This window comes from Rhodococcus sp. BP22 (assembly GCF_014281965.1).
Classification (GTDB): Bacteria; Actinomycetota; Actinomycetes; order Mycobacteriales; family Mycobacteriaceae; genus Rhodococcoides.
On the sequence record NZ_JACFTB010000003.1, the window covers coordinates 187,320 to 205,582 of the forward strand.

Below are 18,263 nucleotides of genomic sequence, written 5' to 3' on the forward strand. Positions count from 1 at the left end.
GATCGGTCGAGCACGCGTGGTGTACGAGACCCATGGTTACATCCAGACCCCTAGGTACTCGACTGACCTAAAGTTGGTAAAGGGGAGGTAATGGACAAATCGGATAAGTCAGGCGGCATCGAGATGGGTTGTTCCGAGCGGTAGCCTGGGGTCGTGACCGAAAGCAACACGCCCCCCGCGCCCACCGCAACAAAGGGTCAGCTGTTCCGTGACGTAGCTCTTTACACCGGAGCACGCTTGTTGCTCGTCATCGTCATCGCCGCCGCCATCTTCGGAATCGGGCTCATCTTCGGCGTCGAGGTGCCCATACTCGTCGCCGCGGTATTCGGAGTACTGATCGCCCTGCCGCTGTCACTGCTGCTGTTCAAGTCGCTTCGCATACGAGTCAACGTGTCGATCGCCGGAGTGGACGAGGGACGCAGACAAGCGCGCGCAGATCTGCAATCGAAGCTGCGCGGAGAAGACGGCCGTTGATGACCCGCATCGTCGATCACTCGGCGTCGCGTGAATGGGTCGACAACGCAGTCCGGCTGATCGACGCCGACGCCCAACGCAGTGCCGACACCCATCTCCTGCGCTACCCACTGCCGGCCGCCTGGAACGTCCAGCTCTACCTCAAAGACGAGTCCACGCACATCACCGGAAGCCTCAAGCACCGGCTTGCCCGCTCACTGTTCCTCTACTCGATCTGCAACGGTTGGATCACCGAGAACACCACCGTCGTCGAAGCATCCTCCGGATCGACAGCAGTCAGTGAGGCATACTTCGCGCGCCTACTCGGCCTGCGCTTCGTCGCCGTCATGCCGCGCAGCACCAGCCCCGCCAAAATTGCGCTCATCGAAACCCACGGCGGCCGATGTCACTTCGTCGACGACCCAGCCGCGATGTACACCGAAGCACACCGACTCGCCGCCGAACCCGACACGCACTACATGGACCAATTCACCCACGCCGAACGCGCAACCGACTGGCGCGGAAACAACAACATCGCCGAATCCATCTTCGACCAACTCACCCGCGAAGAGTCACCCATACCCACCTGGGTCGTCGTAGGAGCAGGGACCGGCGGCACCAGCGCCACCATCGGCCGCTACATCCGATACCGACGACACGCCACACGATTGGCCGTCGTGGACCCGGAGAACTCCGCCTTCATCGGAGGCTACGAAAGCGGAAGCGCCGACTTCGAGACCGACAAACCATCGCGCATCGAAGGAATTGGACGTACACGAATCGAACCATCCTTCGTCGGACAGGTCATCGATCGCATGATCGCCGTACCCGACGCAGCATCCGTCGCCGCCACCAGACACACATCCACAGTTCTCGGAAAGCGCGTCGGCGGATCGACCGGAACCAACATGTGGGGTGCCTTCGGGCTCATCTCCGACATGATCTCCGCCGGCAACCACGGCAGTGTCGTGACAGTGCTGTGCGACGGCGGAGAACGCTACGCCGACACCTACTTCGACGACAGCTGGGTCGCCGATCAAGGAATGGACCTGACCGGCCCGACAACGGTCCTAGAGAACTTCCTCAAAACCGGAGAATTCGCACCCTGAACTCCCAGTTCCGCAGGCTCTACTCCCGCCCATCTGGGTCGTTCCGCAGGCTCTACTCCCGCATCAACACGAACGACGCCGCTGCCGTCGCCGCCGCCACCGAGCCCACCGCAGGCCAGGCGCCGATCTTCTTCGCCAACGGGTGCGAGGCCCCGAAACCCACGAGATAGGTCGCCAGGAGCGCACTGGCGACCTTCGGGCCAGAGGACGCATTCCATGAGACGGTGCACGCGACACCTGCCGCCGCGAGGACAGCGCCTCCAAGTTGCCGGTTCTTGGTCTTCCGTGCCACCGCGAAACCACCGAGGAGTCCACCAGCCGCGAGTGCCGACGTTGCAATCGTATTCAGAGCCATACCCCCGACAATAGTGCCGAAGGGTGCCGCACGCCGCATACGAGGTCGGTCAGGACTCCGCCGCCTCACGCACCCGAATTGCCCGGGCCAGGTGGTCCCGCTGTTCGATGACGAGCCTGCGAAGCGCCGCCGGCGCCCACTCGTGAGCAGCGAGCCACGCATCGGCGTCCTCGGTGCTCTGCTGCTGCGGGAACAATCCGATGACGAGCCTCCTGGCGATCTCGATACTTCGCCTGGCCCAGAGGTCCGAGATCACCTCGAAGTAGCGAGAGTCGAAGGGCGCCAACACATCACGTCGCCCACCGGCACGGAAACCGGACACCGTTGCGTCGACGGCGTCGTTGGACAGGTCGTCGGAGTCCATCAACGCCGACCACGCAGCCGACTTCGCTTCGGAAGTAGGTCTGGCCGAGATCGCGGCGCGATACGAATTGCGGCTGGAAGCCGATGCGTCCAAGGTTAATTCGGCATCGATCGCGTCCTTGTCGGCGCGACCGGAGGCGCTGAGCGCGCGCATCAGCAACCACCGCTGCTGTGGATCGAGGTCGAGGCCCTCGAGGGGTAGGGTGCCGTCGAGTAGTCCGAAGATGTCCTCGGCCCTGGAATCGGAGTTCTGGGCCGCCGCGCCGACCGCGCGTAGCCACACTACTTGCGCATCGCTTCCGGCGTCGGCCGACATCAGTTGAGACCAGCACGTGTCCAACCAGAGTCGATCAGCATCCTGACCGTCCGGAAGGTAGTGATCGATCGCGTACTGGGCATTGGCGAGAACAGCCTCCAGAATGCCGACCTTGCTCTCCGACGGCGCGAACCGCGAGACCAGGTCGAAGAACTTCGTCGGTGCGAATTCTGCGTCCCGTGTCGCGTTCCACAGTGCCGACCAGATCAACCCCCGAGCCAAGGGATCGACAATTCGGTCCAGTGAGCCGGCGATAGTGACAAGGGACTTCGCGTCCAGTCGAACCTTGGCGTATGTCAGGTCGTCATCGTTGAGGAGAACCAATGCGGCACTGGGCAATTCGATGGGGGTACTCGCATCGACGATATCGATCTCGCGACGCCCCGTCCGAACGAGATTGCCGTCGGCATCCGCGTCGTAGAGTCCGATGGCCAGGCGATGCGGGCGTGGATCGGTCTGCTCGACGCTTGTGCCGGTGTAGGAGAGCGTCGATACGCCGCTGGTCTGTAGCCAGGCGGTAGCCCAGCTGTCCAGATTTCTCCCGGAGGCGGCGGAGGCATGAGTCAGCAGATCTGCCAGTGTCGTGTTGCCGAAGGCGAACTCGGCGAAATACCTTCGCGAGGCCTCGAAGAAAGCCTCGTCTCCGACGTATGCTGCCAGTTGTTTGAGCACGCTGGCGCCTTTGGCGTAGGTGATGCCGTCGAAGTTCAGTTTGGCAGCTTCGAGGTCGGTGATGTCGGCGACGATGGGGTGGGTCGTCGGGAGTTGGTCCTGCAGATATGCCCAGGCCTTACGCTTGTTCGCGAAACTGACCCAGGCGTCGGTGAAGCGCGTTGCGTTCGCGGAGGCGAATGCGCCCATGAAGTCGGCGAAGGATTCTTTCAGCCACAGGTCATCCCACCACTCCATGGTCACGAGATCGCCGAACCACATGTGCGCCATTTCGTGCAGAATCGTGTTGGCGCGAGCTTCGTACTGGGCATCTGTTGCAGCGGAACGGAATACGTAGGACTCGGTGAAAGTGACCAGGCCCGGATTCTCCATTGCACCGAGGTTGTACTCCGGAACGAAAATCTGATCGTATTTGCCGAACGGATACGGGTATCGGAATTTGTCGTGGAAGAAGTCGAGCCCCCGACGAGTGATATCGAAGATGTCCTCGGGGTCGAAGTAGTCGGCGAGAGAAGCTCTGCACAGTGCGCCGAGCTCCACGGTGAGATCGTCTCGAGTCCAGGATGATTCGGATCGGTGATAGGGACCTGCGGCGACGGCGGTGATATATGTCGAAATAGGCAAGGTGGGGGCGAAGGTCACCGTATCTCCTGTGCGGATTCCAGTCCGGTTGGAGAGAACTTCCCAGCCCGACGGCGCGGTGACCACAAAGGTGAACGGCGCCTTCATATCGGGCTGTTCGAAATTCGCGAACACGCGTCGGGCGTCGGCCGGTTCGAATTGGGTGTAGAGATATACCTCGTCGTCGACAGGGTCGACGAAACGGTGAAGACCCTCACCGGACCGGCTGTAGCGAGCCAGCGCGTCGACGACGAGCGTGTTTGTCGAGGCCAAACCCACGAGCTGAATGCGTGCCCCGTCGTAGACCACGGGAATGTCGACGTCGTTGAGCCTGAGCGATTTTACTTCCGCGCCGATGAAGTCGATCCAGGTCGCCGGTGTGGACGCGTCGAACGTGATGGTGGTGCGAGAGGTAAACGTGTCGGCGTCGGCGTCGGTTGCACCGAGTAGGTCCAGCTCGATCCGATACGAGACATCGGTGATGTGTCGCGAGCGACGGCGTGTCTCGGTACGGGTGAGGTTCGCAGTGTTCACCTGTCGAGCGTAAGCCGCTCGACAGTGCTGCGGGTGGGCACACCCGTCGCCGCTGCGCCGCATAGTCTTGTGCGCATGACATTTCTGGTACGGCTCGTTATCAACGCTCTTGCGATCTGGTTGGCTGCGCAGTGGGTCGGTGGCATCGAACTCGCGAGCTCAGGCCGTGGAACAGGATGGGATTTGATCGTCCTGGCGGGTATTGCAGCGGTCTTCACCATCGTCAATGCGTTCATCAAGCCGATGGTGAAACTGCTGTCGCTTCCCCTGGTCATTTTGACGCTCGGATTGTTCACCCTCGTCATCAACGCGCTGATGCTGCTCCTCACCGCTTGGATTTCCTCGGTGACCGATTACGGCTTGGCGATTGCCGGCTTCGGTGCAGCATTCTGGGGCGCACTCATCATTTCGATCGTCAACTTCCTGCTCGGCGCGTTCGTGCCCGAGAATCGCTGACGGTCTACGCCAACGCCAATGCGGCTCCGGTCGTCAAGCCCCACACCAGCATCGCCAGACCGGAGTCGCGAAGCGCCGGGATGAGTGCGAATCCCGTCGCACCCGTACGTACCGGCGTGTTTGCGCGTGCTGCCAGCGGCAACGCGAGCAGCGCGAGCAGCGCCCACGGCGTACGCGCGACGAGCGCGACCGTCACCGCGAACGGAACGATCATCAGTGCAAGGTGGAGCAGGCGGGTGCGGGAGTCACCCAGTCGCACAGCGAGTGTGTGTTTTCCGGAGTCCGGATCGGTGTCGATGTCACGAAGGTTGTTGGCGACGAGCACAGCGCTCGAGAAAGATCCGACTGCGACGGCCGCGACCACGCCAACCCAGTCGACCCGACCCGCCTGCACGAACTGGGTACCGAGAACCGCAACGAGGCCGAAGAATACGAAGACCGCTACCTCACCCAAGCCGCTGTATCCGTAGGGCTTCTTGCCGCCGGTGTAGAACCATGCACCCGCGATGCAGACAACGCCGACGAGGATGAGCCACCATGCGCTGGTCACCGCCAACGCGATCCCGGCAACGCCGCCCACTACGAAACATCCGACGGCAGCAGCCTTGACGGAACCGGGCGAGGCAACCTTCGACCCGACGAGCCGGAGCGGGCCGACGCGTTCGTCGTCGGTTCCACGGATGCCGTCGGAGTAGTCGTTGGCGTAGTTGACACCGATGATGAGCGCCAGCGATACGACGAGCGCGAGCAGCGCCTTCCACCACACTGCGTCACCGAGTGACGCCGCTGCACCTGTTCCGACGAGAACGGGCGCAATAGCGTTGGGCAACGTGCGCGGGCGTGCGCCTTCGATCCATTGAGCAGTGGTGGCCATGCTGTGATCTTTGCGCATCGCCGTCGTAGATCTCCTCGGAGGGCCGAGTAACACGGCCCAGAATCAGGGAAGAGGCAGACGAGGCAACTCGGGCAGCTGAAATTTCGGCAGCTGAAGCGGCGGCAGCTGGAACTGCCGCGGAGGGGGCGGGGCGGGTGGGGCTTCGGGGGTCTCATCGGTGCTGCGATCGGGCACGTACCGAGTTTCGGTGGTCGAAGCAACAGGCGGCGCAGTGGTCGTAACGGGCGCCGCATCCGCCGTCGGAACCACGACCGTGGTGGTTACCGCTGTCTTGGGCAAGGGCGTCGTGGTGGCCTCGGCGGTGGGTTTCTCGGCGGTGGGTTTCTCGACGGCGGTGTCCTGGGTTCCGGTCAGCGACGGCTCCTCCCCGGCGCCGGGCCACAGCATCCAGGTGAAGAAGCTCAATGCGGCGAGGGTGGGAAGTCCGAAACGTACGAGCGGGGTCAACAGTGATGTGACGCTCCAGCGTGAGGCTCCGGATTCGGCTGTCTGCTGCTGGTCCACCCGGGCTGCGTACAGCGCTGCACCGCGAGCACTGATCAACTCCGGATCGCCGGGTACGACAACGGGAATCCGGAGATATCGCTCTAGTACCTCTTTCAGCAGGGGAATTCTCGCGCCGCCACCGATCGCGACCACCACCTCGGGCGGAATCTCGGACATCTCGGCGAGATCGCGGAGGGCGATTGCCGAGTGCTCGGCCGCTCGCATGATCTGCAGTTCGAACATGTGACGATCCAGCAGTCGAAATGCGCCGTCCGAAGTCTGTGTCGCCTCGTGTGTGGACAGTGCTTCCTTGATCTCACAACTGAATTCCAACAGAGCGTGTTCTTCGGATTCAGTGCGTGGTATCGCAAGAATGTCGAGGGTGAGGAGATGATCTCGCACAGCGCGATCGAGGACTTCGCCGCTCATCTCGGATGTTCGAGTCGCGGCGTAGACCGTTCCGCTGTCGATATCTGCGACGGTCATCTCGAGACCGGTAGCCCCGAGGTCGTAGAGCACGACGGTGCGATACCGGAATTCGGGGTCCGCTCTCAGCTGTTCGAGAGTGCCCGCAACCTCCGAGATCACGCGTACCTCCGACACGTACTCCTCGACCAGCGCCGCCTTCAACGCGGCACTGTAGCCGGGGTCGGGGAAGGCGACGCCGAGAGAATGCGGAGCGTCCGGCCGGTCGACAACGGCCCGGATAGCGTGCGCGACGTCCTCGGCATCGGGCGTCGGACCGGCGGTGGGGAACCATTCGGTGGAGAACGACCGGCCGTCGACGGTGCGGACTGCTCGAATGCCACTGGCACCCATCGATATGCCGACTGCTGAATCCATCGCTCTCGTGGCTTCCTTCCCTTATCGGCGGCGGCACACCTGTAGAACTTCCGTGTGAGCCTACCGTGTAAGGGTCGGTTTTCCGGTCGATAACAGACCTTTGATTCTTTTTCGGTGCACGAAGAGATGGACACCGGTCGGAGCGGGCATTCCCACCGAAAAAGACTCTAGGTGCCCAATCCCCAACCTTGCACCACCTCGACGGACTCGCCCAATGGCCGGGTCATGGACCACAGTGGGACCGCACGGCAATACGAAATCTTCCATTCGCCGGCCTCGACAACGTACTTGTCCTCGTACTCCATGGACGACACGGTTTCGGTGCGTGCGGTCATATTCAACTGGCGAAACGCGAGAGTCCACTTGCCTTCGGCATGGTCATTATCGACGACTCGGATTTCCGGATGAAATGCGTGATGCATGTCGAGGATGACGAATTTTCCCGATTCTTTCTTCAGCGCGACTTCGCGGAAGATTTCTGCGACTGGATCCGCATCCTCGTGTTTCCCTAATTGGCCGTAGTCCATGATCGCACCGCGCTCGATGAAGCATGCGCGAAATGTCTCGACATCCTTGGCGTCGCATGCTCTCAGGTAGCGATGTTTGAGGGACTTGATTGCCTCGATCTTCTCGAGGTCGGACATTCTTTGCTCGATCGATGGAATGCTCACATCAGTATCCTTTCGTCGGAAAAATTTGAATCGGTCTGAGCCTCAATCGATTACCGCGGAACTGTACTGCGGTGGATCGCCCAGCATCGGCCGATGCGAAGGGGGCAGATTTCCGTCGACGTCGACCACGCCGAGTTCGGCGGCGAGTTCTGCACCGACGAGAACCTGTCCGCTGCGCTGCATCAGGTGCGGATCACGCGCCAACGCTGCGATGATCCTTCCGGTGAATTCCGGTGTTTCTGCAGTAGCAGCCAACTGTGCGTACGCGTCCGGATTGGCGGCAAAGCTCGCGAGTGTGCGCTCGGTCTTGAGCAAGCCCATCCAGATCGAGACCACTGCCACACCGAACGGCCGGAAGTCGTGTGCCATGTCGTGTGCCATCTTGTCCACAGCTGCTTTTCCTGCGCCGTAAGCAGGTCCGTGCATGTAGCACGTGCCGCCGAAGCTGGAAGTGTTCACCACGAGGCCGCTTCCACCTTCGATCAGCAATGGCGCCGCGAAGTGTGTAGCGACATAGGTGGATCGCATCCCCACATCGAGCAAATCGAGCAACGACAGCGGCTTCTCCCAGAACGGACCCTTCATGGTCAAAGCGTCGGGAACGGCGAGCGCATTGTTGACGAGGATGTCCAGGCGACCTTGCTCTGTGCGAACTCTCTCGAAAAGATTCTCGACCTCACTGTCCACCGAGTGGTCGGTGATCACAGCGATGCCGGTTCCGCCGCGACGAGTGATCTCCTCGGCGGTGGCGAAAACAGTGCCTGGAAGACGCGAATCTCCCTCCGAGGCCGTACGTCCCGTGACATACACGGTGGCGCCGGTAGCGCCGAGCGCCAACGCTATTCCCTTGCCGGCCCCGCGGCTTGCGCCCGTCACCACGGCGACGCGATCAGATTTCGAACTCAACACAAGCTCCTTCTTCGATTCTTCCGTCACGGGATCACCCGAACGGTACGCGTTCGATCTCTCAGTGCAGCAACAAAAGTAGAAAGTCGGCTCACCGAAGGAACACCTTCGGTGAGCCGCATGCGACAGCTGTGCGGATACCGACCCGGGTGGATCAATTCATGGCGGATCGGTCCGAATCGCAGCGGCGACCATATATGTCGGAAGTCTTACCGTCAGATCATCGCTCGCAGTGGCCCCTCCGGCACTTCGCCCATGGTGGTGAGAGCTGTTGAATGGTAAAGGGTCCCTGGAACGTGAATCGCATGCTGCAATCCGACGTGTGCGTCCCGCCAGAAGCGCTGTACGACGTTGGTACGCCTCACCGCATTGCCGCCCGAGCGCGCGAAGATCTCGTCGACTGCATTGACAGCCCGCCACGCTGAACGCACCTGGTTCCGCCGGACCAGCGAGCGGTCCTCGAACGAGATCGTCTGCCCGGCGTCCGCGAGATCGTAGACACGTGAGATTCCATCGAGCAGTTGGGTTCGGGATGCAGCGATCTCTGCGGCCGCATCAGAGATCGCGTACATCACATAGGGGTCGTCCTTGATTCTGGTCCCTATGGCGGAGACGCGTCCCCGCTGGTAGTCGAGATGCGAGGCCAGTGCGCCCTCGGCGATACCGATAACGGCAGCGGTGATTCCGAGCGGGAACATCGTCCAGAACGGCAACTTGTACACGGTCTCGGTCCGGCCGACACGCTCCGCCACTCCGACCCCGGCCTGTACCTCCTCGTAGTCGATCGTCCGATAGGACGGGATGAACGCGCCGTCGACGACAACATCTTTGCTGCCGGTTCCTTGCAGTCCGATGACATCCCAAGTGTCGTCGACAATCGTGTAATCCTTGCGTGGCAGCACCACGTGAATCATCTCGGGTGGCATCAAGGCGTTTCCCTTGGCGTCGCCGACCATCGCGCCCAGAAAAATCCAATCGCAGTGATCGGTGCCCGAGGAGAAGTTCCAGTGGCCGCGCAGGGTGTATCCACCATCGGTAGGCGTCGCGATACCTTGGGCGGCGTACGGAGATGCGATCCAGGTGTCCGGATCCTCGCCCCAGACTTCCTCCTGAAGTTTGCGATCCATCAGGGCCATCTCCCAGGGATGGACTCCGCCCACACCACACACCCATCCGGTGGAACCGCAATTCTTTGCGACGGCCATGACGGACTCGGCGAAATCCCGGGGATGGGCTGCGTATCCACCGAAGTCGGTGGGCTGCAGCATTCGCATCACACCGGCTTGCCGGACCAGCTTCACGCTCTGGTCCGAGAGCTTGCCGAGATCCTCGGTCTCCTGGGCCGCTCCAGCCAACTGAGCGGCAATTTCCTGGACTTTGAGAACCACTTCATGCGCCATCGTGTACCTCCATGTGATGTCGGGCAACTCACCCTGTAGCTGAGTCCTTGATCACAGTAAGTTCCGGCCGTCCTCCGAAAGAACGGGAGCTCCCGCTCATCGGAAGCGCACTACGTATCGTCACGCCGGCAAGGGGCATCGATTCCCACGCCGTCCTCGGTTTGTTCGATGTTCCGGGGCAGCAGTATTACCCGACGTGCGAACAGGCACCCGTTCCATTAAATCTTTTCGCTCGAATCGTCTGCGCCTCGAGACATCCGGACGTCCTCAGGGGACCAATATGCTTTCGTCGAGGTGATCAGTCCATCGCCATCCAGCGTCATCACATCGAACGGCTCGATCTCGACAACTCCGTCTGCTGTGTAGGTCCGCACGAGAAAGTGAAATGCGACCGAATTGCCGCTGTGGCGGAAGTTGAGCAGTTCGGTCTCTCGTCTGGACTCGATCAACGGCTTGAAGAAATGTGCAATCGCGTCCTTTCCGCAGAGTGCAGCGGATCCGACTGGATCCTCCACCGTTGCTCCCTCGACGTACAGGCTTGCGATCTGGTCCGATGACGTCGCATCCGCGATCGTGGCCAGGTATCGGGTGACGGTGGAGAGGGCTGAATCGCGAGTGATCTCGTTTGTCCGGGTCATGTGATGAAACTACGACCACTCCACACTCGTAGGACACTGCTACTCCTACTGAGCGGACTGATCGAGAGTGCCCCCTCGCTCGGCCGGATTCCACAAAACGCGTCCGGGATCTGCCGATGAGCGGAAGGATTCGCTTCGGTGGTCGAACAGACGCAATAGCTTTGTGTCGAAAGCGAACTGAGACCTACCGTTTCTACACCGAGATACTGGGATTCCTACGAAGCGGAAGTTCCCGGTGTCTTCGACCCTCGGTCGGCACACCAACGACCAGATTTCCGCGAGTCTCAGGCTTTGGACATCGGGTTGATTCCCACGGAGCGTGAAATCTCACGTGAGGCAGAGCGTACCGAGCTGACCATTCGAGCGTCCATTTGATCGAGGGGGCCACAGATAGAAATAGCTGCCACAGTATGTCGGCCGTCGCTAGAAGTGGCGTGGCCTGCGCTGACAGAGCTTGCCACGCAGCCGATGTCGACGAGTCCCTCCCCGCGGTCGAAGGCAACACCGTCTTCACGTACCTTCGTGATCTCACGCGCAAGTTGCTCGCGGGTAACGATCGCCAGGGGTAGGCCGGGTTTCATTCGGTCGAACACCGGGGCGTGCAAGTATTCGTCCGGCTCGGCCGCCAGGAGCGCTTTACCCAGCGCTGTGCGATGTGCAGGCTGGTGACTACCGATGCGCGTGGGTATGTGTGCACCGAATTCTCCATCGAGCTTTTCCCAGTAAACAACGTCTCCGCCGTCGAGGTAGGCGAGGTGTACCACCAGTTTCGTGCGTTGCTGCAACTCGAACAGGTGGGGACGGACAAGCCGATAGAACCAGTGTGTGCGTACGCCTTCCGAGCCGAGTTCGAACATCCGAACGCCTATTTCATAGGCGTCACCGACACGGAACAGCCAACGTAGTCGCACCATTCGTTCGAGTAAGCGGTGCGCCGATGAGCGCGGAATCCCCGTTGCGTGCACCATTTGCGTCAGCGTCAAAAAGCCCTCGGTTTGCAGTGTATCGAGCATGAGCTCAGCTCTGCTGAGCTGGTCCGAGGGAGGTTCACCATGTGTCTGCATCAATCACCGCCCTTGAACGATCAGCAGGAACAACGCCCCACTGTGATCTGATCCACAGTAGCTCACTCTCGTGGAGCGTCGGATCAACGGTGAATCCGACGTCGGTGGTGGTTGGGTGCCTATCGACTCGACGTACCCTGTGCATCATGTCTGAGGCAAGTGAACTCGAAAATGCCCGAGGTGCTGCGCAAACGAGGCTGGAACGAGCAGTCGGTGAGGGGAGGCTGACGCTTGCGCAATATTCCGACCATGCGGCCGTGGTGTGGGCACCGACGGTAGAGCAGAACGAACTCGACGCGATTGCGCCCAACACGATGGAACCCGTCCCGACCCGTGCGCAATCTCAGTCGAAAATCCTGTGCCTGTTGAGTGATGTGAAGCGCGCGGGCCGATGGGCTTTGGCGAAGTCGACAGTCGCGGTGCTGATCATGGGTGACCTCACCTTGGATCTACGGTCAGCAATCATCGGCTCCAACGAATCGACCATCACCATCGTCTCGCTCTTCGGCGACTCCGAGCTGATCGTGCCCGACGGCGTGAACGTCGAGATCGGAGGATTCGACGTCCTCGGCGATCGCGACATCGATACGGGGTCGGTGGACCCGGGCCCGTATGCGCCCACCATCAAGATCCGATCGTTCTCGATGTTCGGTGACCTGAAAGTGCAGTCCCCACGCTGACCGTCACAGCGGCAATGCAGTCTCCGTCGGACCAGGCTCTGCGCCGACGCGTCGGAACCATTCGCGGCCGAATGCAGCTGTGAGCATGTCGAGCGGCAGGTCAAGGAACGGTCCGAAGTCGCCGACCTGAGTCTCGTGCGCGTGCATCGCTGCCCGCTTGGCGTCCATCGCGGCGCTGACGTCGACGATCGTGGTGATCTCCGCTTCCGGGAGCCCGAACGAATCGAGGTCGGGCGGAGAGTTCTCCTCGGACCAATTCGGGTTCGCCATCACGAGGGCCTTCATATGGTCGCGATTGGTCGTTGCCTCGTAGAGGTTTGCGATGCCTGCTAGTTCGGCCGCACGCATACCCACGACATGCACTTTGATGTGATCGGGATGCCCGTAACCACCATTGGGGTCGTAGATCGTGAGGACATCGGCCTGCTCTTCTTCGAGCACGTCGGCCAGCTTTCGCGCTGCGGCATCCACATCGGCATTGCAGAACGCGTCGGGATTGTCGTTCTCGACTGTCCCTGCCATCCCCGAGTCCGCATAGTGCAGCATCACCACACGGTCGGCGCCGAGGACCGACGCGGAGCTCTCCAATTCGAACCTGCGTCGCTCGACGAGGGTTTCACCGTCGCGGAGGATGCCGTCGGGGAACTCGCCGAGTGCACCGTCGGTTGCGATGACCAGAACGACGCGGTGACCGGCGTCGGCGGCGAGACGCATGATCCCGCCGGTGGTGAAGACCTCGTCGTCGGGATGGGCGTGAAAGCAGACCAGAGTGCTCATGCCCGAAATGTTTGCACGAACGCTCCGACAGTTCCTACTCGGTCGAGTCGGAGCACACCGAGTGCACACCCTTTTTGTAAACCGCAACCCTATCCTCGGACGTCGAAATGGTGTTTTGGTTTGCAAAAACGGTGCGCGCTCACCCAAGCAGCGAGACCTACGACGGCGTCAGCCCGGCCAGCGTGAGACGCAGCGCCGCCCGATCGAGTTTGCCGGGGCCGCGGGTCGGCAGGGAGTCGAGCAGGTACAGCTCGCGCGGTGCGGCGGTGACGTCCAAGGTGCTCCCGACGTGTTCGCGTAACGCCGCCAATGTCACTGGCCCGCCGACGACAGCGACCACGACGCGGTGCCCGAGACGGTCGTCTTCGAGGCCGACCACCGCGCATTCGCGCACCGCCGGGTGCGTCGAGAGTGCAGCTTCCACTACTTGCGGCACGACGGTGAGTCCGCCGGTCGTGATGGCCTCGTCGAGGCGGCCCTGTATCGACAGCACCCCGTCGAGGAGAACTCCGGCATCGTCGGTGCGGAACCACCCCGGCTCGGCGAAGGCAGGGTGAGCGGGCATGCCGCGGTAGCCGAGCGCGAGGGTCGCCCCACCGAGTACGACTCTGCCGTTGTCGATGCGGACCAGGGCGCCATCGAGCGGCATACCGTCGTACACGCAGCCGCCGGCGGTCTCGCTCATCCCATAGGTGCCGACGATGGTGATTCCGGCTGCAGCCGCCCGTTCGCGTAGGGGCACAGGTGCGGCCGCGCCACCGAGCAGCACCGCATCCAACGACGCGAGTGCCTCGACGGCAGCAGGGTGGTCCAGCGCTTTGACGAGCTGGGTAGGAACGAGCGAGGTATATCGACGCGGGCCGGCGAGCGCTCCGATTGCAGCAGGCAGCGCCGACGGGGCGAAGCCGGTGGAGACGTCGAGTATCACCGGATCGGTGCCGGCGAGAACGCTGCGCAGCAACACCTGTAGGCCGGCGATGTGATGGGCGGGCAGGGCCAACAGCCATGAGCCGGGGCCGCCGATGCGCTCGTGCGTAGCGGTGCCACTTGCCCGCAACGCTGCCGCGGAGAGCATCGCACCCTTCGGGGTTCCTGTGGTTCCGGAGGTGGCCACGACGAGGGCGGCGGCGGAATCGATCGGTGTTCCGGGAGCCAGCGCGTCGCGCAACCGAGCGCTCTCGCGCGCGTCGGACGCCGGGACCGGAAGTACCGCAGGGCAATTCCCGTCGAGTATGTCGCTCAGTCGTGACAGCAGATCGGCCGCGGCTGGTCCGGCCGGGATCGGTAGTTCTTCGAGCAGTTCCACATCGGGGAGCTTAGTCGGGTGCTCCCAGCGTGAACGGATCGGCGAGAGGCCATCCGCCCGTCGTGAGCTTCGACCGAACCCGATCGATGTCTTCTTCTCGTGGCATCTCGTTGGTGACTTTGGTGATGGTCACCGCGATACCTGCCTTGTCCGCGGGAAGTTGCCCGTCGGCGATGAGCGCGTCCATGACGGAATGAACCTCGTTGTCGGACAGTCGGCGGGCCAGCAGCGCCAGCAGCGGAATGTAGTCCGCGTCGGGTACACCTTCGGGGTACCCGACGCGGAACCAATCGAGGATCGCGGTGAGGAATGAAGGAACCGCCATCTACTTCAGCGATACCGGATCTGCGAGGGGCCATCCGCCTGCAGCGAGTCGGGCCGAGACGCGAGCAATGTCTTCGGGGGTCGGCTCGGTATCGATCAGTTCCTTGATGAACTCGGAGATCTCGTCGTTGGAGATCGCCCCGGCGCTCAGCGCACCACCGATGGGGGCGACCAAGCCGAGTACGACCTCGTGTACTTGGGCGTCGGTCAATTCGGCGCGACGCAGCAGAGCCACGAGAGGGAAGCGATCCTTCGGAGGTATGCCCTCGGGGTAACCGGCACGCAACCATTGGAGGACGGATGCAGGAAACGTGGTCTTGGGGTCGGTCATGATGCTTGTCCTTCCTGGTCGAATAGCGAAGATGGATCAGAAGACGGAAATTCCGAACGTGTTGTCGAGGAAGTCCTTCATGATGAAGAGAATCCCAGCGACGATGGCGAGTACGACAACGGCGAAGCAGAGCGCCGCGACGGCGGTGGCTGCTGCTGGGCGGGTAGTGCGGAGCTGGGCGGTGCCGGTCGCATCGTCCGGTGTCTCGCCGACGGCGAGGGCTCTGAGGCCTAGAGCGAAGATTGCCGGCAGGCCTGCTCCTAGAAGTAGCCCGACGAGTACGACTTTCCACAGCGAGTCGAGCGTGTGCGTGAGGGTTTCCATTGCCGCTCTTCCTAAACCGTTGTGGGGGACTTCTCGTCGGCCGGAACGAGGCCGCCGTCCCACTCGTCGTTGACGTTGTTCGGGTCGATCGGCTGGCGACGCGACCGCAGGTACATGAAGGCCGCCAAGGCGATGAGAATGGCAAAGACGACCAGCACGCCGGGCAGTCCGCCGACGATATCGGCGAGGTGCCAGCACGCCGCGCCGACGACGCCTGCGAGGGGCAGGGTGATTACCCACGCGACTGCCATGCGTCCCGCGACGTTCCAGCGGACCTGTGCGCCCGGCTTGCCCACGCCCGAGCCGAGGATGGATCCGGTCGCGACCTGCGTCGTGGACAACGGAAGTCCCAGGTGGCTGGAGGTCAGGATGATTGCGGCGGAGGAAGATTCCGCTGCCATTCCCTGGGGGGATGCGATTTCGACGAGTCCCTTGCCGAGTGTGCGGATGACACGCCAACCACCGAGATAGGTGCCCAGTGCGATCGCGAGTGCGCAGGTGAACTTGACCCACAACGGCATGTCGGCTTCGGGACCGACGGTGCCGTACGCGACGAGAGCCAGGAAGATGACGCCCATCGTCTTCTGTGCGTCGTTGGTCCCGTGGGCGAGCGAGACCAGCGATGCGGAGCCGATCTGGCCCCAGCGGAAGCCACGCTCCCTCGACTTCTCCGGCACCGCATTGGTGATGCGGTAGATGAGCCGGGTGCCGACGGTGGCAACGAGACCTGCGACGACAGGTGCGAGCACAGCGGGGAGCACGATTTTGCTCCAGACGCCGTCCCAGACGACCCCCGATGTGCCGAGGCCTGCGATTGTCGCGCCGATGAGCCCGCCGAACAGTGCATGTGACGAGCTGGACGGTATGCCTAGCAGCCACGTTGCGAGATTCCACAGAATCCCGCCGACGAGACCGGCAAAGATGATGGTCAGCAGCGCTTGACCACCGGTATCGCCGAGGTTGACGATGCCTTTGGCGACCGTGGCTGCCACCTCCACCGACAGGAATGCGCCGACGAGATTCAAGACGGCGGACAGGGTGACTGCAACCTTGGGCCTTAGTGCACCTGTTGCGATCGACGTCGCCATGGCGTTGGCGGTGTCATGGAAACCGTTGGTGAAGTCGAACGCCAAAGCGGTCACGACGACAACCAGAAGTACGACGAATTCTGCGCTCACACTACAAAGTGTGACGCCTGTACACCTCGATCTGTTAACTTCCCCCGAAGTGTTCTTCTTCGGTCCCTGGCCGACGCCACCTGTTCACCTTCCGTTCACTTGGCCGTCCTATATGTCCGATTTCGGAGAGGTCTGTGTCACGTCGTACCGACCGAGCTTTCGGAGACGGCTGTGGGACAGTGGAGCCCGTGGAATTCGACGACGGAATCGGTGGTGAGCTCGGGGGCCGGGACGACTCTGTGGCTGCTGCGCTGTCGTATCTCGACTCCGTCGATCCAGCGTCCGGGGCGGACGCTCGCATCGGCTGGGACGGACTGCAGGATGTGTCTCCGGATTCCGGTCCCACTCAGACTTCGGTGCAAACATTTCTGTGGATGCATCTACGCCTTCTCGGCGAGGATCGGGATCGGTCGTGGGAAGTGGCGCGGGCACTCGCCGATCTGCTCGATCGTCTCGGCCACGCCAGGTACGCCGACATTGCGCGAAGCGAACAGACGCGGACTCTGCTCTCGGCGGTAGACGACGCAACCTGGCAAGAGCAGTACCTCACCGCCGTCGCCGAATCCGGAATCGGGCCCGCGGACACCGAATTGGTCACCTGGCAACAGACACCGGAAGGTACCGAACGAGCCATCGTCGAGCTGATCGGGGAGACCCTCGAAGTCGCTACGGTTGCAGGTGAGTTCACGCCGTCTCGACACCACGCACCGCCGCTGAAGGCGAGTGCACTGGCCGCCCGTCGGCGCGGTATGACCGATGCCGTCCTGCGAACCGAGCGGCTCGGGGGCGTGCTCCTGGAACAGCTACTCGACCACCGGATCGCCCTCTGGTCCGCCTACAGCACCCCGCGGGCCGAGCTCTATCGCGGACTGACCGAGGAGCTGCACAGCGCGAACGAACCCGCCTTCGGATGCGTCCGTCGACTCGAAGGCATTCTCGACCTGGTCGGCGACGGCATCACGCTGACCGACACCGGTTTTCTTCCCGACTCGGTCGTGGAGCGGGCCATCGGCACCCTGTGGTCGCCGCGGGAATGGCCCTTTCCTGCCGGCTCCGAACGCGAGACGGCACCGGTCCTGACCGTTCGGCGCCTCTTGCTGCGGCTCGGGTTGGTTCGCAAACACCACGGTCGGCTGGTGCCGACGGCCCGGGCACGTGGAATGAGTGCCGACGGGATGTGGCGGACCCTCGTCGCCAGGCTGGTCGGGACCCAGTACCACCCGGAAACGATTGCAGCCGAAGTGGTGCTCGGCGAGGTCGCCCGAGGACGTAGGCCCGTCGAGACCACCGGACTCACCTCGGCTCTGCTGGCGGCCGAAGGGTGGACGCACAGCGGTCAATCTCCTCGGGTCGCCGACATCGAGCCACTCGCCGACGTCATGACCGCCGAACTGACGGCTCTGGGCGCATTTTCGTTCCCTGATTCGCGGTCCGGGCAGTTCTCGGAAACCCCGTCGCCCGACGGCGTTCGACTCGCAGCGGCCCTGCTCCGACACCGTCTTTTGCACACGCGGCTTCCGACTATCTGATCTCGTCGAGGGCGCGCACCGCTAAGCTGGAC

At 62.4% G+C, this 18,263-nt stretch carries 20 protein-coding genes; 5 read left to right on the forward strand and 15 right to left on the reverse strand.

The window, feature by feature from the left end:
- Window positions 1-153: 153 nt before the first annotated feature.
- Both H2510_RS08220 and H2510_RS08225 read left to right on the forward strand, forming a co-directional pair.
- On the forward strand, window positions 154-474 hold the full coding sequence (locus H2510_RS08220; protein WP_186627822.1) for a DUF4229 domain-containing protein: 321 nt from the start codon (window positions 154-156) through the stop codon (window positions 472-474).
- A complete protein-coding gene (locus H2510_RS08225) occupies window positions 474-1,562 on the forward strand; it encodes a PLP-dependent cysteine synthase family protein (RefSeq protein WP_186627823.1) in 1,089 nt (362 codons plus the stop codon). The genes H2510_RS08220 and H2510_RS08225 overlap by 1 nt, the downstream gene beginning before the upstream one ends.
- A 52-nt stretch (window positions 1,563-1,614) precedes the next feature.
- Here the strand turns inward: H2510_RS08225 and H2510_RS08230 are convergent, their stop codons facing one another.
- Entirely contained in the window at window positions 1,615-1,917 is a 303-nt protein-coding gene (locus H2510_RS08230; protein WP_186627824.1) for a hypothetical protein, read from the reverse strand.
- 49 nt (window positions 1,918-1,966) lie between these two features.
- Complete coding sequence (gene pepN, locus H2510_RS08235; protein WP_186627825.1) at window positions 1,967-4,423, reverse strand: aminopeptidase N; 2,457 nt, start codon at window positions 4,421-4,423, stop codon at window positions 1,967-1,969.
- Between the two features lie 75 nt (window positions 4,424-4,498).
- Here pepN and H2510_RS08240 point away from each other — a divergent pair, with 75 nt between their 5' ends.
- A complete protein-coding gene (locus tag H2510_RS08240) occupies window positions 4,499-4,879 on the forward strand; it encodes a phage holin family protein (protein ID WP_084346175.1) in 381 nt (126 codons plus the stop codon).
- A 4-nt stretch (window positions 4,880-4,883) separates the two neighbouring features.
- On the opposite strand, the gene H2510_RS08245 is transcribed toward H2510_RS08240, so the two are convergent.
- From H2510_RS08245 to H2510_RS08275, 7 genes are all read right to left on the reverse strand, one after another.
- Window positions 4,884-5,753 (reverse strand): 1,4-dihydroxy-2-naphthoate polyprenyltransferase, encoded by an 870-nt coding sequence (locus tag H2510_RS08245; protein WP_186627826.1) that lies wholly within the window; start codon window positions 5,751-5,753, stop codon window positions 4,884-4,886.
- Window positions 5,754-5,816: 63 nt separating this feature from the next.
- A complete protein-coding gene (locus H2510_RS08250) occupies window positions 5,817-7,103 on the reverse strand; it encodes an Hsp70 family protein (protein ID WP_186627827.1) in 1,287 nt (428 codons plus the stop codon).
- 167 nt (window positions 7,104-7,270) lie between these two features.
- Window positions 7,271-7,747: a nuclear transport factor 2 family protein gene (locus tag H2510_RS08255; protein WP_186628123.1), complete on the reverse strand. Its 477-nt coding sequence runs from the start codon at window positions 7,745-7,747 to the stop codon at window positions 7,271-7,273.
- 69 nt (window positions 7,748-7,816) lie between these two features.
- Window positions 7,817-8,680 carry an SDR family NAD(P)-dependent oxidoreductase gene (locus H2510_RS08260; RefSeq protein WP_222438455.1) on the reverse strand — a complete coding sequence of 288 codons (864 nt, stop codon included), beginning with the start codon at window positions 8,678-8,680 and terminating at the stop codon, window positions 7,817-7,819.
- 215 nt (window positions 8,681-8,895) lie between these two features.
- Window positions 8,896-10,080, reverse strand: coding sequence for an acyl-CoA dehydrogenase family protein (locus H2510_RS08265; RefSeq protein WP_186627828.1), 1,185 nt, complete (start codon window positions 10,078-10,080; stop codon window positions 8,896-8,898).
- Between the two features lie 218 nt (window positions 10,081-10,298).
- Window positions 10,299-10,718, reverse strand: a complete 420-nt coding sequence (locus H2510_RS08270; RefSeq protein ID WP_186627829.1) for a nuclear transport factor 2 family protein — start codon at window positions 10,716-10,718, stop codon at window positions 10,299-10,301.
- A 284-nt stretch (window positions 10,719-11,002) separates the two neighbouring features.
- On the reverse strand, window positions 11,003-11,782 hold the full coding sequence (locus H2510_RS08275) for an IclR family transcriptional regulator (protein ID WP_186627830.1): 780 nt from the start codon (window positions 11,780-11,782) through the stop codon (window positions 11,003-11,005).
- Between the two features lie 146 nt (window positions 11,783-11,928).
- On the opposite strand from H2510_RS08275, the gene H2510_RS08280 reads away from it, so the two are divergent.
- Window positions 11,929-12,462: a LiaF domain-containing protein gene (locus tag H2510_RS08280; RefSeq protein ID WP_186627831.1), complete on the forward strand. Its 534-nt coding sequence runs from the start codon at window positions 11,929-11,931 to the stop codon at window positions 12,460-12,462.
- Window positions 12,463-12,465: 3 nt separating this feature from the next.
- Here the strand turns inward: H2510_RS08280 and H2510_RS08285 are convergent, their stop codons facing one another.
- The 6 genes from H2510_RS08285 to H2510_RS08310 all read right to left on the reverse strand — a co-directional run bounded on the left by H2510_RS08285 (window position 12,466) and on the right by H2510_RS08310 (window position 16,702).
- On the reverse strand, window positions 12,466-13,239 hold the full coding sequence (locus tag H2510_RS08285; RefSeq protein WP_186627832.1) for a PIG-L family deacetylase: 774 nt from the start codon (window positions 13,237-13,239) through the stop codon (window positions 12,466-12,468).
- 157 nt (window positions 13,240-13,396) lie between these two features.
- Entirely contained in the window at window positions 13,397-14,545 is a 1,149-nt protein-coding gene (gene menE / locus H2510_RS08290; protein WP_186627833.1) for an o-succinylbenzoate--CoA ligase, read from the reverse strand.
- Window positions 14,546-14,555: 10 nt separating this feature from the next.
- Entirely contained in the window at window positions 14,556-14,870 is a 315-nt protein-coding gene (locus H2510_RS08295; RefSeq protein ID WP_186627834.1) for a DUF3349 domain-containing protein, read from the reverse strand.
- On the reverse strand, window positions 14,871-15,200 hold the full coding sequence (locus H2510_RS08300) for a DUF3349 domain-containing protein (RefSeq protein WP_186627835.1): 330 nt from the start codon (window positions 15,198-15,200) through the stop codon (window positions 14,871-14,873).
- 36 nt (window positions 15,201-15,236) lie between these two features.
- Window positions 15,237-15,524, reverse strand: a complete 288-nt coding sequence (locus H2510_RS08305; RefSeq protein WP_186627836.1) for a hypothetical protein — start codon at window positions 15,522-15,524, stop codon at window positions 15,237-15,239.
- An 11-nt stretch (window positions 15,525-15,535) separates the two neighbouring features.
- Window positions 15,536-16,702, reverse strand: coding sequence for an inorganic phosphate transporter (locus H2510_RS08310; RefSeq protein ID WP_186627837.1), 1,167 nt, complete (start codon window positions 16,700-16,702; stop codon window positions 15,536-15,538).
- 188 nt (window positions 16,703-16,890) lie between these two features.
- On the opposite strand from H2510_RS08310, the gene H2510_RS08315 reads away from it, so the two are divergent.
- Window positions 16,891-18,231, forward strand: a complete 1,341-nt coding sequence (locus H2510_RS08315) for a hypothetical protein (RefSeq protein WP_315901294.1) — start codon at window positions 16,891-16,893, stop codon at window positions 18,229-18,231.
- Window positions 18,232-18,263 lie beyond the last annotated feature (32 nt).

Excerpts from the sequence above, each read along its gene's own strand:
- H2510_RS08225 (WP_186627823.1), top strand. The coding sequence starts at position 474 with ATGACCCGCATCGTCGATCACTCGGCGTCGCGTGAATGGGTCGACAAC.
- H2510_RS08230 (WP_186627824.1), bottom strand. The coding sequence starts at position 1,917 with ATGGCTCTGAATACGATTGCAACGTCGGCACTCGCGGCTGGTGGACTC.
- H2510_RS08240 (WP_084346175.1), top strand. The coding sequence starts at position 4,499 with ATGACATTTCTGGTACGGCTCGTTATCAACGCTCTTGCGATCTGGTTG.
- H2510_RS08245 (WP_186627826.1), bottom strand. The coding sequence starts at position 5,753 with ATGGCCACCACTGCTCAATGGATCGAAGGCGCACGCCCGCGCACGTTG.
- H2510_RS08250 (WP_186627827.1), bottom strand. The coding sequence starts at position 7,103 with ATGGATTCAGCAGTCGGCATATCGATGGGTGCCAGTGGCATTCGAGCA.
- H2510_RS08255 (WP_186628123.1), bottom strand. The coding sequence starts at position 7,747 with ATGTCCGACCTCGAGAAGATCGAGGCAATCAAGTCCCTCAAACATCGC.
- H2510_RS08265 (WP_186627828.1), bottom strand. The coding sequence starts at position 10,080 with ATGGCGCATGAAGTGGTTCTCAAAGTCCAGGAAATTGCCGCTCAGTTG.
- H2510_RS08270 (WP_186627829.1), bottom strand. The coding sequence starts at position 10,718 with ATGACCCGGACAAACGAGATCACTCGCGATTCAGCCCTCTCCACCGTC.
- H2510_RS08275 (WP_186627830.1), bottom strand. The coding sequence starts at position 11,782 with ATGCAGACACATGGTGAACCTCCCTCGGACCAGCTCAGCAGAGCTGAG.
- H2510_RS08280 (WP_186627831.1), top strand. The coding sequence starts at position 11,929 with ATGTCTGAGGCAAGTGAACTCGAAAATGCCCGAGGTGCTGCGCAAACG.
- H2510_RS08285 (WP_186627832.1), bottom strand. The coding sequence starts at position 13,239 with ATGAGCACTCTGGTCTGCTTTCACGCCCATCCCGACGACGAGGTCTTC.
- H2510_RS08295 (WP_186627834.1), bottom strand. The coding sequence starts at position 14,870 with ATGGCGGTTCCTTCATTCCTCACCGCGATCCTCGATTGGTTCCGCGTC.
- H2510_RS08300 (WP_186627835.1), bottom strand. The coding sequence starts at position 15,200 with ATGACCGACCCCAAGACCACGTTTCCTGCATCCGTCCTCCAATGGTTG.
- H2510_RS08305 (WP_186627836.1), bottom strand. The coding sequence starts at position 15,524 with ATGGAAACCCTCACGCACACGCTCGACTCGCTGTGGAAAGTCGTACTC.